The 13410-nt window shown below is 60.2% G+C and carries 14 protein-coding genes and 2 rRNA genes (1 of these 16 cut by a window edge); 12 read left to right on the forward strand and 4 right to left on the reverse strand.

Features of this window, described 5'->3' with window-relative positions; genetic code table 11:
- The 4 genes from IPK09_13795 to rpmG form a co-directional block, all read left to right on the forward strand.
- Positions 1 to 1412: ribosomal RNA gene (locus IPK09_13795) — 23S ribosomal RNA — on the forward strand; it begins 1474 nt to the left of the window's first position.
- Between the two features lie 160 nt (positions 1413 to 1572).
- Positions 1573 to 1688 (forward strand): 5S ribosomal RNA (gene rrf, locus IPK09_13800).
- A 112-nt stretch (positions 1689 to 1800) separates the two neighbouring features.
- Complete coding sequence (rpmB, locus tag IPK09_13805; protein ID MBK7984677.1) at positions 1801 to 2037, forward strand: 50S ribosomal protein L28; 237 nt, start codon at positions 1801 to 1803, stop codon at positions 2035 to 2037.
- 10 nt (positions 2038 to 2047) lie between these two features.
- Positions 2048 to 2203: a 50S ribosomal protein L33 gene (gene rpmG, locus IPK09_13810; protein ID MBK7984678.1), complete on the forward strand. Its 156-nt coding sequence runs from the start codon at positions 2048 to 2050 to the stop codon at positions 2201 to 2203.
- Between the two features lie 82 nt (positions 2204 to 2285).
- Here rpmG and IPK09_13815 read toward each other — a convergent pair whose 3' ends face one another.
- A complete protein-coding gene (locus tag IPK09_13815; protein MBK7984679.1) occupies positions 2286 to 3470 on the reverse strand; it encodes a fatty acid desaturase in 1185 nt (394 codons plus the stop codon).
- Between the two features lie 291 nt (positions 3471 to 3761).
- On the opposite strand from IPK09_13815, the gene IPK09_13820 reads away from it, so the two are divergent.
- Genes IPK09_13820 through mutM form a run of 5 tightly spaced genes read left to right on the forward strand, consistent with a single transcriptional unit; the run spans position 3762 to position 8192 of the window.
- A complete protein-coding gene (locus IPK09_13820) occupies positions 3762 to 4700 on the forward strand; it encodes an ATP-binding cassette domain-containing protein (protein MBK7984680.1) in 939 nt (312 codons plus the stop codon).
- Positions 4697 to 5449, forward strand: a complete 753-nt coding sequence (locus tag IPK09_13825; GenBank protein ID MBK7984681.1) for an ABC transporter permease subunit — start codon at positions 4697 to 4699, stop codon at positions 5447 to 5449. Before IPK09_13820 ends, IPK09_13825 begins: the two co-directional genes overlap by 4 nt.
- 3 nt (positions 5450 to 5452) lie before the next feature.
- Positions 5453 to 6832, forward strand: a complete 1380-nt coding sequence (locus IPK09_13830) for a GldG family protein (GenBank protein ID MBK7984682.1) — start codon at positions 5453 to 5455, stop codon at positions 6830 to 6832.
- 2 nt (positions 6833 to 6834) lie between these two features.
- On the forward strand, positions 6835 to 7377 hold the full coding sequence (locus IPK09_13835) for a hypothetical protein (GenBank protein MBK7984683.1): 543 nt from the start codon (positions 6835 to 6837) through the stop codon (positions 7375 to 7377).
- Positions 7377 to 8192: a bifunctional DNA-formamidopyrimidine glycosylase/DNA-(apurinic or apyrimidinic site) lyase gene (mutM, locus tag IPK09_13840; protein ID MBK7984684.1), complete on the forward strand. Its 816-nt coding sequence runs from the start codon at positions 7377 to 7379 to the stop codon at positions 8190 to 8192. Before IPK09_13835 ends, mutM begins: the two co-directional genes overlap by 1 nt.
- Positions 8193 to 8207: 15 nt before the next feature.
- Here mutM and IPK09_13845 read toward each other — a convergent pair whose 3' ends face one another.
- Positions 8208 to 9800 carry a hypothetical protein gene (locus tag IPK09_13845; GenBank protein MBK7984685.1) on the reverse strand — a complete coding sequence of 531 codons (1593 nt, stop codon included), beginning with the start codon at positions 9798 to 9800 and terminating at the stop codon, positions 8208 to 8210.
- 30 nt (positions 9801 to 9830) lie between these two features.
- A complete protein-coding gene (locus IPK09_13850; protein MBK7984686.1) occupies positions 9831 to 10040 on the reverse strand; it encodes a hypothetical protein in 210 nt (69 codons plus the stop codon).
- Positions 10041 to 10275: 235 nt separating this feature from the next.
- Here IPK09_13850 and IPK09_13855 point away from each other — a divergent pair, with 235 nt between their 5' ends.
- The 3 genes from IPK09_13855 to IPK09_13865 are packed head-to-tail and all read left to right on the forward strand — an operon-like array spanning position 10276 to position 12128.
- Entirely contained in the window at positions 10276 to 11019 is a 744-nt protein-coding gene (locus IPK09_13855; protein ID MBK7984687.1) for a VacJ family lipoprotein, read from the forward strand.
- Positions 11016 to 11237 (forward strand): hypothetical protein, encoded by a 222-nt coding sequence (locus IPK09_13860; GenBank protein MBK7984688.1) that lies wholly within the window; start codon positions 11016 to 11018, stop codon positions 11235 to 11237. Before IPK09_13855 ends, IPK09_13860 begins: the two co-directional genes overlap by 4 nt.
- A 3-nt stretch (positions 11238 to 11240) precedes the next feature.
- Positions 11241 to 12128, forward strand: a complete 888-nt coding sequence (locus tag IPK09_13865) for a lysophospholipid acyltransferase family protein (protein ID MBK7984689.1) — start codon at positions 11241 to 11243, stop codon at positions 12126 to 12128.
- On the opposite strand, the gene waaA is transcribed toward IPK09_13865, so the two are convergent.
- Complete coding sequence (gene waaA, locus IPK09_13870) at positions 12088 to 13386, reverse strand: lipid IV(A) 3-deoxy-D-manno-octulosonic acid transferase (protein MBK7984690.1); 1299 nt, start codon at positions 13384 to 13386, stop codon at positions 12088 to 12090. The genes IPK09_13865 and waaA overlap by 41 nt on opposite strands.
- Positions 13387 to 13410 lie beyond the last annotated feature (24 nt).

Raw genomic sequence — 13410 nt, forward strand, 5'->3', positions numbered from 1 at the left:
CCGGCAAATCCGGCCGCCCAATGCCGAGACGCGACAACGAGCCCTTCGGGGCGAAGTGGCCCACGCCCGGCTTCCAAGAAAAGCCTCTAAGCTTCAGGTTTCCGCCACCCGTACCCGAAACCGACACAGGTGGGCGAGGAGAGCATCCTCAGGCGCTGGAGAGAACTCGGGTGAAGGAACTCGGCAAACTAGCACCGTAACTTCGGGAGAAGGTGCGCCCGCGGTACGTGAAGCCCCTTGCGGGCGGAGCGGAGGCGGGCCGCAGTGACCAGGTGGCTGCGACTGTTTACTAAAAACACAGCACTCTGCCAACACGAAAGTGGACGTATAGGGTGTGACGCCTGCCCGGTGCCGGAAGGTTAATTGATGGGGTCAGCCGCAAGGCGAAGCTCTTGATCGAAGCCCCGGTAAACGGCGGCCGTAACTATAACGGTCCTAAGGTAGCGAAATTCCTTGTCGGGTAAGTTCCGACCTGCACGAATGGCGTAACGATAGCCACACTGTCTCCACCCGAGACTCCGTGAAATTGAACTCGCTGTGAAGATGCAGCGTACCGCGGCAAGACGGAAAGACCCCGTGAACCTTTACTACAGCTTTGCACTGGACTTTGAGTCTTCTTGTGTAGGATAGGTGGGAGGCTTGGAAGCCGGGACGCCAGTTCCGGTGGAGCCAACCTTGAAATACCACCCTGGAACACTCGAGGTTCTAACCTCGGACCCGAAACGGGTTCAGGGACCGTGCATGGTGGGTAGTTTGACTGGGGCGGTCTCCTCCCAAAGCGTAACGGAGGAGCGCGAAGGTACCCTCAGCGCGGTCGGAAATCGCGCGGTGCGTGCAAAGGCCAAAGGGTGCTTGACTGCGAGACGGACAGGTCGAGCAGGTGCGAAAGCAGGTCTTAGTGATCCGGTGGTTCCTGATGGAAGGGCCATCGCTCAACGGATAAAAGGTACTCCGGGGATAACAGGCTGATACCGCCCAAGAGTCCATATCGACGGCGGTGTTTGGCACCTCGATGTCGGCTCATCACATCCTGGGGCTGCAGTCGGTCCCAAGGGTATGGCTGTTCGCCATTTAAAGTGGTACGCGAGCTGGGTTTAGAACGTCGTGAGACAGTTCGGTCCCTATCTGCCGTGGGCGTTGGAGCGTTGCGGGGAGCTGTTCCTAGTACGAGAGGACCGGAATGGACGGACCTCTGGTGCACCGGTTGTCACGCCAGTGGCACGGCCGGGTAGCCACGTCCGGACGGGATAACCGCTGAAAGCATCTAAGCGGGAAGCCCCCCCAAGATGAGCGCTCCCGAGTCCTTGAGACTCCTGAAGGTCCGTGGGAGACCACCACGTGGATAGGCGGGCGGTGGACGCGCCGTGAGGCGTGCAGCCGACCCGTACTAATCGACCGTGCGGCTTGATCCGCCAACACCCAACCGCTGCGCGCCGAGGCCCCCCTCCGGCGCCGGCTCGATCTCGATCTCGATCTCGATCTCGATCTCAACTTCGACCCCGACCCCGACCCCCCCTTCAAGCCGGCCCCTCCCTGCGAGTCCGGCGGCGTCGCACCGACCACCCCTTTTCGCTTGGCGACCTCAGCGTGCGGGAACCACCCGACCCCATCCCGAACTCGACCGTGAAACCGCACCGCGCCTATGATCGTGTGAGATCCACTCACGCTAAAGTCGGTCATCGCCAAGCTCCTACATAAACCCCCCTTGATGACAAGGGGGGTTATCTGTTTGCTGATAATCGAAAAAATCATTGCAAGCGTATAAATTTGCGAATTTGCTTCACGGTTGGAGAGAATCCGATGTCCAGAGTCTGTCAGGTGACGGGCAAGCGTCCGATCACTGGAAATAATGTTTCACATGCTAACAATAAGACCCGCCGTCGGTTTCTTCCGAATTTGCATGTCCATCGGTTCTGGGTCGAGAGCGAACAGCGTTTTATCAAGCTGCGGGTGTCTTCGCACGGTATGCGCATCATCGATAAACGCGGCATAGACGCCGTTTTAGTCGATCTGCGGACCCAAGGCACCAAGATTTAGGAGGCTAATCATGCGTGATAAAATCAAGATGGTTTCCACCGCCGGAACGGGGCATTTTTATACGACCACCAAGAACAAGCGCACTACACCGGAAAAGCTCGAAATGAAAAAATTTGACCCGGTGGTCCGCAAGCATGTCCCTTACAAGGAAGCCAAAATTAAGTGACCGACTGGTTTGGCCGTTGCTTGAGCCATCTAAAAAACCCGCCGCCCGGCGGGTTTTTTAGTGAAGATGATCGGCTGTCCCGTTATACCGGACGGGTCGAATAACCCCGTAAAGCCTGCGCAAACTCTTGTAAAGATTGAATGCCGCTCGCTTCTGCGCGAGCGCACCATTCCTGTAGGGTGGCTAGCAATTTTTCGGGGCTGACGGTTGTTCGGCTCCAGACGGTTTGCAAGCTGATACGGAACTCGTAGACGGTTTGTAGGGCTTGGCTTAGCGCGAGGGCGTTGCGCAAACGGTCGCGCTCGCCAGCGTCCAGGCGATCTTCTTCACGGATCAGCAGGGTTCGGAGCCGCTTTAGCAATTGCCGATGCGAACCATCGGCTTTATGCAACTCCTCCCGCAGTACCGGTGCCACCACCTCCCGCCCGAAGTCGGCCATGACATATAACCGGTTTAACACCACCGCGCGCAAGGTATCCAAATCGATGCTTTGTTTTCCTGGCAGTTGTTGCGGTACCGGCGCGACTTTCTTGATATACGCCAAACGCAAAAAAGCCAACAAGCGAATATAGAGCCAGCCGATATCGACTTCCCACCATTTGTTGGACAGTTTGGCGGAGCTGGGGAAGGCGTGATGGTTGTTATGCAATTCTTCGCCTCCGACCACGAACCCCAGCGGCGATAAATTGGCGGAGGCGTCACGTGTTTCATAATTGCGATAACCCCAATAGTGACCCAGGCCATTGATCACGCCCGCGGCCCAAAACGGAATCCACATCAGCTGTATCGCCCAGACCGTCAGTCCGGCGATACCAAAAAGCGCCAAGTCCAAGAACAACAGTAGCACGAAGCCCAAGCGATCATGGCGGGTATAGAGCTTTCGTTCCAGCCAGTCGTCAGGGGTGCCATGACCATAGCGTTCCATCGTTTCGGGTTTGAGCGCTTCCAGACGGTATAGCTCGGCCCCCTGCCATAGCACTTTACGAATGCCGAGTACCTGCGGGCTGTGGGGGTCTTCTAAAGTTTCGCACTTGGCATGGTGCTTTCGGTGAATGGCGACCCACTGCTTGGTGATCATGCCCGTCGTCAGCCACAACCAAAAGCGAAATAAATGACTGAGGGCCGAGTGAAGCTCAAGGGCGCGGTGGGCTTGAGCTCGGTGCAGGAAAATCGTGACTGCAATGATGGTGAGGTGGGTCATTAACAGCGTCACCAACACCAGCTCCCCGAAAGAGGGAGCCAATAAACCATACGCGATGAGATTCAACTGGGTATCCTTTTAATAGATCTAGCTTTTGCTGATCTCTTTGCTTAACTGTTCGCTCGCTATGAACAGCGAATCCACTGGCCTTCTTCGATCTCCACTATTTTAGAATCCAGCATAATTATTTTTCGGGCAACACTATTTTTGCTCGTACCTGAACTATTTTGACCTGTCCGGCCTCCGGGCCATAAAAACAGTGTTCAGGATAATTTCGGCCGTGATCGGAGCTATCATGCATGATGTTTGCTGAAGGCGGAATATGACAGCCGATTACCGAAACGAATCGATAATTTCATGACTGGCGACCCACTGCTGAGTGTTGAAGGGTTGACCCGGCGGTACGGCGATCATCGAGTGGTCGATGAACTCAGCCTCACCCTTTCTAGAGGCCAAATCCTGGGATTTCTCGGCCCCAACGGTGCTGGCAAATCGACCACGCTACGCATGTTGGCCGGCGTGCTCGCTCCGGATGCCGGACGCATCATCGTTGCCGGCAACGATTTATTCGACCAGCCTCGACAGGCCAAGAAAGCCATCGGTTACCTGCCCGAACAGCCGCCCCTTTATCAAGAATTGACCGTGGACGAGCAGTTGCGCTACAGCGCCCGCCTGCACGGGCTCGATCGCGCGGCGAGTCGGGCGGCCGTCGCCCGAGCAAAGGACCGGTGTGGGTTGACTGGCGTCGGCCAGCGCTTGAACGGCAACTTGTCCAAGGGTTATCGACAGCGGGTCGGCATCGCGCAAGCGATCTTGCACGAGCCACCGGTCATCTTGCTGGACGAACCGACCATTGGCCTGGACCCGCTGCAACTTCAAGAGATCCGAACGCTGATCGGTGAATTGCAAGGGAACCACGGCGTGATTTTATCCACTCACCTGTTGGCGGAAGTACAGGCGGTGTGCAGTCACGTGCAGATCATGAAGGACGGGCGGTTGGTGTACGCCAGCGCGCTGGCTGAATGGGACCAGCACCGCGAATCGGTTTGCTTGCGGATCGGCTTGAATGCGCCGCCTGCCGCATCGCGTCTGGCTGAGCTACCGGGTGTGGCGCGCGTCGAGACCTTAGGCAGCGGCCGTTTTCGGTTGCATCATGGGTCCGGTTTGGCGCTACAGCAAGCTGTGCTCGATCAAGCCCGCGCGGGGCATTGGGAGTTGTGGGAGTTGACGCCTGAATATGCCGATCTGGAACAGATTTTCGTTCGGTTAACGCTAGGAGGGCAAGCCTCCGCATGATTTTTACGATAGCCGGTCGCGAATTACGAAGTTTGTTGCTTTCACCGTTAGCCTGGACCTTGCTGGCGGTGGTACAAGGGGGGCTGGCGTGGATTTTTCTGATTTTGGTCGATGAGTTTCGGAACTTACAAGGCCGTTTGGGCGGTTTGGAAAATCCGCCCGGCGTGACGGACTTGGTCGCCGCTCCCTTGTTTCGGGTCGCGGCCTGGGGTTTGTTGCTGCTCGCGCCGCTGCTGACCATGCGTCTGTTCAGTGAAGAGCGCAAAACGCGCACGCTCGATCTGTTGCTGTCGGCCCCGGTGGGCGCGGCGGCGATTGTCCTGGGCAAGTATCTGGGGGTGCTGACCTTCCTGCTCGGCGTGACCGGCTTGGTCAGCTTGATGCCCCTGACTTTGGCCGTCGGTACGCCACTCGATTTCGGCAAACTGTTCGCTGGGGCGTTGGGGCTGGCGTTACTGGCCGCGAGCTTTACTGCCGCCGGACTTTATCTGTCCACGCTGACCGCCCAACCGGTGATAGCGGCGATTTCCACTTTAGGGCTATTGCTGTTCCTGTGCGTCGTTGATGCGGCCAGCAGCAGTCGGGAAACAGCCCAAGGTTTGTTCGGCTATCTGTCGTTACTGCGCCATTACGATGCGTTGTTATTGGGATTGTTCGATAGCGCCGATCTGATTTATTACCTCTTGTTCAGCGCGGCCTGCCTCGGTTTGGCAATCCAGCGGCTGAATGATGGACGATTACGGGATTGAGGCATGTGGCTGAATTCCTCGGTGCGCTGGAGATTGCGGCTGCAAAGCCTGTTGTTTTTGCTGTTGTTTGGTTTGGTAATCGGGCTGCTAGCCTGGTTGAGCACCCGCTATGCGATCCAGGTCGATTGGACCGCCGGCGGGCGTAATACCTTATCCGCAGCGAGTCGGACGTTGCTGGCCGGCTTGAGCGAACCGGCGCGAATCACCGCCTTTGCCCGCGACAATTCGGTTCTGCGCGATGGCATCAGTCGCTTGATCGAGCGCTATCGGCGCGCCAAGCCGGATCTGACGCTGACATTCGTCAATCCCGATCTGTTGCCGGATCGGGTGCGTGAGCTCGGTGTGACCTTGGATGGTGAGTTGTACGTCGAATATCAGGGTCGGGCTGAGAAGGTCCGGCAGCTTAACGAGCAAAGCCTCACGTTGGCTTTGCAGCGCCTGGCCCGCCAGCAAGGGCGCACCGTCCTGTTCCTGGAAGGCCACGGCGAGCGCAAGCCACTGGGAGCAGCCAATTACGATCTAGGGACCTTCGGCCGGGAGCTGGAAAAAATCGGCGTTCGAATGAGATCGCTCGATTTATCGAAAGAGCCTTCCATCCCGCCGGCCACCACGGCGTTGGTCATCGCCGGGCCGCAACGGCCGCTTGCGGCCGCTGAGGTTCGGGCGATCCTCGATTACCTCGAACGCGGTGGCCATCTGTTGTGGTTGTTGGAACCCAACGATCCTTCCGGGCTCCAGGCGCTGGCGCAGATGCTTGGAATTTCCGCGCTGCCCGGTGTGGTGGTGGATCCCGATACCGCGCGGCTCGGCATCAAGAATCCTGCTTTCATTCCCATCGTGGATTATGGTCCGCACCCTGTTACCGAATCTTTGAGGGCGCCTGCGTTATTGCCGCAAGCGGTCGCCTTGGAGGTTCGGCCGGCCGCCGGCTGGCGCGCGGCGGTGCTGCTGGAAAGTCAATCCGGTTCCTGGACCGAAACCGGTCCGGTGGAGGGTTCTAGCCAACACGAGGCCAACGCCGGCGAGCAGGAAGGACCGCTGACCGTGGGCGTGACGCTGTTTCGACCCAGCCCTGCCAGCACGGCTTCAGGCTCAGCGCCCGAGGCGTCCCTCCAGCAGCGCATCGCCATCATTGGGGATGGCGATTTCTTATCGAATACCTACCTGGGTAATGGGGCTAACTTGGAACTGGGACTCAACCTCATCAATTGGCTGACGCTGCAAGAGGCTCCGGTCATCATCCGTCCCAAGACGGCTCCCGATCAGAGCCTGAATCTTTCGGACGGCGCGCTTTCGCTGCTTGCCGCTTTTTTCTTGGTCGTCATGCCGGGTGGTTTGTTGGTCAGCGGTTGGCTGATCTGGCACCGGCGGCGACGGCGGTGAACATGAACGCCTTGGCGCGACGGCAATGGTTCAATGTGGGGTTGTGCCTCGTGGCCGGGGCGCTGGCCACGCTGGTGTGGTTCGAAGCCGATCGGGATCGGTCAGCGGGAATGCCGCCCTTACTGGATTTGACGCCAGCACGGATCGGGCGCATTACCGTCGAGCGGTCCGGACAGCCGTCACTGGCTTTCGAACGGCGTGAGGGACTGTGGTGGATGATCGCGCCGGCGACCGGCCCGGCCAATCCAACGCTGCTCGAACCGATCCAGCAGCTTGCGGCAACGCGCTGTGACTTACAGTACGCCGCCGCCGCCTTGGACCCGAAAGTCTTACAGCTCGAACCTCCCAAACTGCGGTTACGGCTGGATGACCGAGAGATACGCTTCGGCGCCACCGCCCCCACTGACGGTCAGCGGTACCTGCAAATCGGCGCCACGGTCCATCTTTGCCCCGATAAGCTGTATCGACTGCTCACCAGCGCGGCGGAAAGCTTCTTGGCACCGTCCATCGAGACCTTGCTGATGAAAGCAAAGGACGGTAAGTGATGCCTGAACTACCGGAAGTCGAAACCATTCGCAGTGGGATCGCGCCCTATCTGCTCGGCCAGCGAGTCATCCAGGTCGTGGTCCGACAAGCTCGCTTGCGTTGGCCGGTGCCGGACGAATTGCCAATCGAACTGGCGGGACAGACGATAAGACGGATCGACCGGCGCGCGAAGTATTTATTACTGGGTACCGACGCCGGCACCGCGATCCTGCACTTGGGCATGTCAGGCCGACTGCGAGTGCTGCCCGCCGATACGCCGTTATTGAAGCACGATCATGTGGATTGGGTGCTGGCGAGCGGGTACTGCCTGCGGTTCAACGACGCCCGGCGCTTTGGCGCCGTGTTATGGACCCGAAAGCCTCCAGACCAGTATCCACTCCTCCAAACGCTCGGCCCCGAACCGTTCGACGAAGCGTTTACCGGGACTTATCTGCACCGACAAGCACGAGGCCGGACTACAGCGGTCAAGGTCTTCATCATGGATAACCGAGTGGTCGTGGGAGTTGGCAATATCTACGCGAACGAGTCGTTGTTCGCTGCGGGCCTCCATCCCTTACAGCCGGCTGGCCGCGTCACGTTGGCCGACTACCAACGACTGGCGACCGCGATCCGCGAGGTGTTGGCCGAAGCCATCCGCCAAGGGGGCACCACTTTGCGGGATTTCGTCGGGGGCCGGGGCGAACCGGGCTATTTCCAGCAATGCCTGAAGGTCTACGGCCGCCGGGCGTTGGCGTGTCTCGTGTGCGGCGAACCGATCCAGCAAGGCCGGATCGGTCAGCGGGCGACCTATTTCTGTCCGCGCTGCCAAGCTTAGCCCGCGCCCGAAAATTTAGCGTGTTTCGACCGGTTTTACTCCGTCAACAGCGCCCTTGTTGCTGGTGGGGGGTTCAGTTTGCGGCACAGGCGATACCGGGGTCGGTTCGGCTTTGGGTGTGGCCGGGACAACCTCGTTGGCTGCCGGTGCTGCCGGTGCTGCCGGTGCTGCCGGTGCTGTTGGAGCGGCTGGCGCTGGCGCCGGTGCTGCTGCTGGAGCGGCTGGCGCTGGTAGAGCGGCTGGTGCGGGCGCGGTATTCGAGGTTGGAGGCGCGGGCGCGAGCGGTGTGGGTGCGCTGCTCGGGGGCGCGGTTGGTGCTGGAGACGTTGGAGCGGGCGGGTTAGCGGCTGGTGTGGCGGGAGCCGGCGGTAACGTTCCAGCGGGCGGGGCCGCTGGCTTGACCGTTCCGGCTGGCGCGCGCGAGGGCGGCGGCGGGGCCGGCTTGACAATCCGTTTTTTGACGGGAGGCGTATAAGTGACCGCAACGGCGATGGTGTTTTCAGTCGCGAATCGTTTGAAGGTTGCCGTCTTTGGCAAGCCGCCTTCCCGCAAGGCTTCCAAACCGGAATCGTTCTTGAGGGAAGCTAAGGCAAAATCGCGAATTTGCATGAAACGAACAATGCTGGGTTCGCCCTCGGCATAGCCGGCATAAAGCATTTGAACCTCGCTTCGGGTAATTTCGTCCAGACCCCTTTGCCATGCCGAATCGTCGCCCGACGCCACCGCCATGAGCGCTTCGACAGCGCGGCTGGTGGCGATTTTCTCGGCATCGACGCGCAGTTTTTCCTGAGATCCAGGTTCTGGATGCGTTCCGATCAGATTGACGGCATAGCCGACCAGCGCCAGTTCGCCGGTCGCATTGACCACGATCAAGCGGTTGCCGGTCGCCGGAATGAGTCCGGCGCCGATTTCGGCCTGGATCTGCCGCAGGCCCTCTTGCAACGTGATCGCTTCGACAGCGCCCGGCGCGGGGCGCGTCATGCGGCTCGCGGTCTTGGGGGTGGTGACCAGATTCACGTAGACCGTGCGCTGCTTGGGGTCTTCCTCGACCGAATAGCTGACATAACCGCGCGCCAGGATTCTCAGCGCCTGCTCCCGCTTTTCGATTTCAGTCAGCGCCAGGTTGACGAGCGCTAGCCGGATGCCATCATTTTGCTCTAGGGTTTCGGTGATTTTGCGCCGAACTTCCTGATCCAATCGAGACAGGCAGCCGGCCAGTCGTGCGTCCGCATCCAAAAAAGCCTTGAAATGCGCTTCCTGACGAGACCGGTAAAGGGCGACCGGGTTTTCGGAGGGGGGGTATTGCGCGGTTCCGGTTGCCACCCAGCCGAAACCGCTTTCAAAGCGGATCATGCGACAGCCGGCGGCATGTTGTCCGATGGCGGCGGCAATAGCGGCCTGAGCGTTTCCGGCGCGCAGCGCGGGCTCTCCGGTCAGGTCATCCTTGACGGGTCGGAGCCGGCCGGGCGCGCTAGGACTGAGGCGCAGGGCAGCGGCGGAGGCTTGCAGCGGCACGGTAAATTCATCGGAAGCCGGTTTGGCCGCTTCTGCCTCAAAGCTCCAAAGTAAAACGCTCAAAATCATCCACAAACAGGCTCGATAATGCATGGTGTCTCCTAATGCGAATCCGACATCGGCTCAGGCTGGTGGCGATTCCTCGATCGACCGTTCCAACCGTGCTGGTTTTTCTTTAGGCTGCTTCGGCGTTTCATCTGGGTCGAAGACGAGCGGGCGGCTGGCGCTCAGGATACTCTTGAGATGACGGTCTTCGAAAGCTTTCAGGAGCGGTAGATGCTTGAGTCGGACGGCGAGCTCGTATGAGGCAGGGCCGGTTAGCTGGGCGCGCATGGCGCTTTCCCCTAAATTTTTAGGATAAAAATCAATTGCTGGTGTTTTTTAAAACGCCATGGCAGCAGGCCGCGCGATTTCGCCGGATTCTTCGTAACAGCGGGAGCAGCCCGCGCTTTTGGGTCGGGTTGAAAGCGAGCGAACGGCTCAGATCGATGGCGTGCCATGCGCGTCAGCGGTGGTTGGAGTAAGATGGCTTAGGCAATTTCGCCCTGGATTTCACGTTCCCAGACTCATGAATACGAATGTACGCCGTATCTTGATCGTCTTGGCCGTCGCTTTACTGGCGGGTTGCGCCACGACCGCCGATCCTTCCCGCGACGTTTCCGATCCCCTTGAAAGCTACAATCGCGCCATGTTCGCGTTTAATGAAGCGGCGGATAAAGCGGTGTTCAAACCGGTTGCCCAAGCGTATCAAACGGTGCTGCCCGATCCAGTCATCAGCAGCATCGGCAATTTTTTCAGCAATCTTAACGATGTGGTGGTTCTTGCTAATGATGTGTTGCAACTGAAGCTCCATCAGGCGGTGATGGATAGCGGCCGGATCGTATGCAATACCACCTTTGGGGTGCTCGGTTTGTTCGATGTCGCCAGCCGCGTGGAGCTGCCCAAGCATTACGAAGATTTCGGGCAAACGCTCGGGGTTTGGGGGGTTGGTGAAGGATATTACGTGGTATTGCCGTTTTTGGGGCCAAGCACCGTGCGCGATACGGTGGGTTTCATCGCTGATGCCCTGACCGATCCTCTGGCCTGGGGGACAGATTCCGATGAGGTGCAGTGGAGTTTGTGGGGCCTGAATTTCGTCAATCAGCGGGCCGCTCTGTTGCGGGTCGAGCGCGCCTTTGCCGATGCCCAGATCGATCCTTATTCGTTCCGGCGCAGCGCCTATTTGCAGCAGCGGCGCAATCTGGTTTACGACGGCAATCCGCCCACGCCGGACTTTGATTTCGACGCTGAATCAGCCAAGCCCGCGCCATGACCGCCTCATGGGTCACGCTCACGGTATTCGACGCCCTGTCGTGGGCCGAAATCGCCCGTGGCCGGCTGTTGGCCGAGCAGATTCCGTGCGTGCTGGTGGACCGTTCGCTGCTGCAACTAGGTATCGTGGCTGACGGGATCGAACTTCAGGTCGCGTCAGCGGATTTGGCGCGGGCGCAAGACGTGCTGAGCACGGATTATTCCGGGGAACTCGACTAGCCCATGAAGCGGCGGTCGTTGCTAGCCGACCTGCTGCGATTGTCGGCACTGTTGCCCTTGCCGCTCGCGCACGGCATCGGCGCGTGGCTCGGCTGGTTGCTGTGGCTAATTCCCCAAAACGCCCCGCGCAAGCTGAGCGCACGCAATCTCAGCTTGTGTTTTCCTGAAGCCTCGCCCGCCGAACGCGATGCGTTGCTGCGACAGAATTTGCAAGAAACCGGCAAGCTGCTGTTGGAGCTGGGGCCGCTTTGGCTCTGGCGCGGCGAGCGCGCATTAGGTCTGGTTCGAGGCTCGGTGGCCGGCGAAGAAGCGCTGGCTGATGCCGTGCGCGAGAAACGGGGCGCGATTTTACTTACGCCGCATCTGGGTTCTTGGGAGATGGTCGGTTTGTATTATTCCAGCCGTCATCCGCTGACCATCCTCTATCGACCCAGCCGGCTGGGACTCGACGAACTCAGCCGCCAGGGGCGTGGCCGGCTGGGCGGCAAGTTGGTGGCGACCGACACCAGCGGCGTGCGAGCCTTGCTGGCCTCGCTGCGCGTCGGTGAGGTGCTCGGTATTCTGCCCGATCAAGACCCTGGGGAGGAAGGCGGGGTGTTCGCGCCGTTCTTTGGCATTCCCGCCAACACGATGACGCTGGTGTCGCGGCTGGCCTTGAAGTCCCAAGTGCCGATTTTTTTGACCTGGGCCGAACGCTTGCCGCGCGGTCGAGGGTTCATCCTGCATTTGCGGGTGCTGCCCGAGGTCACCGCCGCTGGATCGCTTGCGGAGTCGGTGGCGGCGCTGAATCGGGGTGTGGAAGCGGCGGTTCGGTCCTTGCCGACGCAGTATTTATGGTCTTACAAGCGTTTCAAGACCCGGCCGCCGAGCGCGCCGGAGTTGCTGTATTAGAAAGTAACCGCTCGATGTGGCCCATTAACGCCGCCAATGCGCCGCGATGGCGCTCTACGGTGTCCCGCCCGCGCTGGCCGGCGGCTCGCTGCAAGCGAGGGTCGGCTAATAACCGATCCACGATGGCCGCTAGAGCCGCCGCGTCGTTGACCTGCCAAGCGGCCTGCGCCGCCAGCAGTCGCTGACCGGCCTCGGTGAAGTTGAACATGTGAGGGCCGAACAGTACCGGCAAGCCTAGCAAGGCCGGTTCCAACACGTTATGGCCGCCCGTGGGGACTAGACTACCGCCGACGAACGCGATGTCGGCGGCGGCGTAGAACAGCAACAATTCGCCCATGCTGTCGCCGAGGAAGACGGCGGTATCCGGGCTACAAGATTGTCGTTCGCTGCGTCGTACCACCTTGAAGCCGTGTTGCCGGCCCAAGGCCGCCACGCCGTCGAACCGTTCCGGGTGGCGCGGCACCAACAGCAGCAGCAAGTCCGGCCGGCGGCGGCGGATCGTAGCAAACGCGGTCAAAATCTGCTCGTCTTCACCGGCATGAGTGCTGGCGGCGATCCAGACCCATCGGTTTGCGCCCAACAGTTCTTGCCGTAGCGCCCGCCCCTGCGCGGCCAACTCATCGGGCAACGTCAAGTCATATTTGAGATTGCCGATCACCTGCACGCGCGGCGCGCCCAGCGCGCGAAAACGCGCCGCGTCGGCCTCGGCTTGCGCCGCGATCAGCGTGACCTCGCGCAGCATAGCGACGATCAATCGACCGAGCCGCGCATAGCCGCGCGCCGAGCGCTCCGACAGTCGGGCGTTGGCGACAAGCACCGGCACGTCGCCGACGGCGCAATGGTGAAGCACGTTGGGCCACAATTCGGTCTCCATGATCACCGCCAACCGCGGCCGGCTTCGCTGTAAAAAGCGCCGCACCGCCCCCGGCAGATCGTAAGGGGCATAAGCATGGTAAACGTGAGCGCCCAGCGCCTCTCGTACTTGACGGGAGCCGGTCAGCGTCGTGGTGGTCACCAGCAGCGGCGTTTCGGGATAGCGAGCCTGCAAGGCCCGGATCAAGGGCAAGGCGGCGCGGGTTTCTCCCACCGAGACGGCATGAACCCACAGGCAGCCGCAGGGTGGTAGGGATGGGATGAAGCCCAGCCGTTCGCCCCAGCGCCGCCGGTGGTCGCGGTCGCGCCGTCCCCGCCAGTACAGTCGCAGCAACGCCAGCGGCAACACCAAATAAATCAGGCCGGTGTAAAGCCCGCGCAGGATGCGGCCCCATCGGTCGGGCGTTCG

The sequence above is a fragment of the Candidatus Competibacteraceae bacterium genome, assembly GCA_016713505.1.
GTDB lineage: Bacteria > Pseudomonadota > Gammaproteobacteria > Competibacterales > Competibacteraceae > Competibacter_A.

Excerpts from the sequence above, each read along its gene's own strand:
- rpmB (MBK7984677.1), top strand. The coding sequence starts at position 1,801 with ATGTCCAGAGTCTGTCAGGTGACGGGCAAGCGTCCGATCACTGGAAAT.
- rpmG (MBK7984678.1), top strand. The coding sequence starts at position 2,048 with ATGCGTGATAAAATCAAGATGGTTTCCACCGCCGGAACGGGGCATTTT.
- IPK09_13820 (MBK7984680.1), top strand. The coding sequence starts at position 3,762 with ATGACTGGCGACCCACTGCTGAGTGTTGAAGGGTTGACCCGGCGGTAC.
- IPK09_13825 (MBK7984681.1), top strand. The coding sequence starts at position 4,697 with ATGATTTTTACGATAGCCGGTCGCGAATTACGAAGTTTGTTGCTTTCA.
- IPK09_13830 (MBK7984682.1), top strand. The coding sequence starts at position 5,453 with ATGTGGCTGAATTCCTCGGTGCGCTGGAGATTGCGGCTGCAAAGCCTG.
- IPK09_13835 (MBK7984683.1), top strand. The coding sequence starts at position 6,835 with ATGAACGCCTTGGCGCGACGGCAATGGTTCAATGTGGGGTTGTGCCTC.
- mutM (MBK7984684.1), top strand. The coding sequence starts at position 7,377 with ATGCCTGAACTACCGGAAGTCGAAACCATTCGCAGTGGGATCGCGCCC.
- IPK09_13845 (MBK7984685.1), bottom strand. The coding sequence starts at position 9,800 with ATGCATTATCGAGCCTGTTTGTGGATGATTTTGAGCGTTTTACTTTGG.
- IPK09_13850 (MBK7984686.1), bottom strand. The coding sequence starts at position 10,040 with ATGCGCGCCCAGCTAACCGGCCCTGCCTCATACGAGCTCGCCGTCCGA.
- IPK09_13855 (MBK7984687.1), top strand. The coding sequence starts at position 10,276 with ATGAATACGAATGTACGCCGTATCTTGATCGTCTTGGCCGTCGCTTTA.
- IPK09_13860 (MBK7984688.1), top strand. The coding sequence starts at position 11,016 with ATGACCGCCTCATGGGTCACGCTCACGGTATTCGACGCCCTGTCGTGG.
- IPK09_13865 (MBK7984689.1), top strand. The coding sequence starts at position 11,241 with ATGAAGCGGCGGTCGTTGCTAGCCGACCTGCTGCGATTGTCGGCACTG.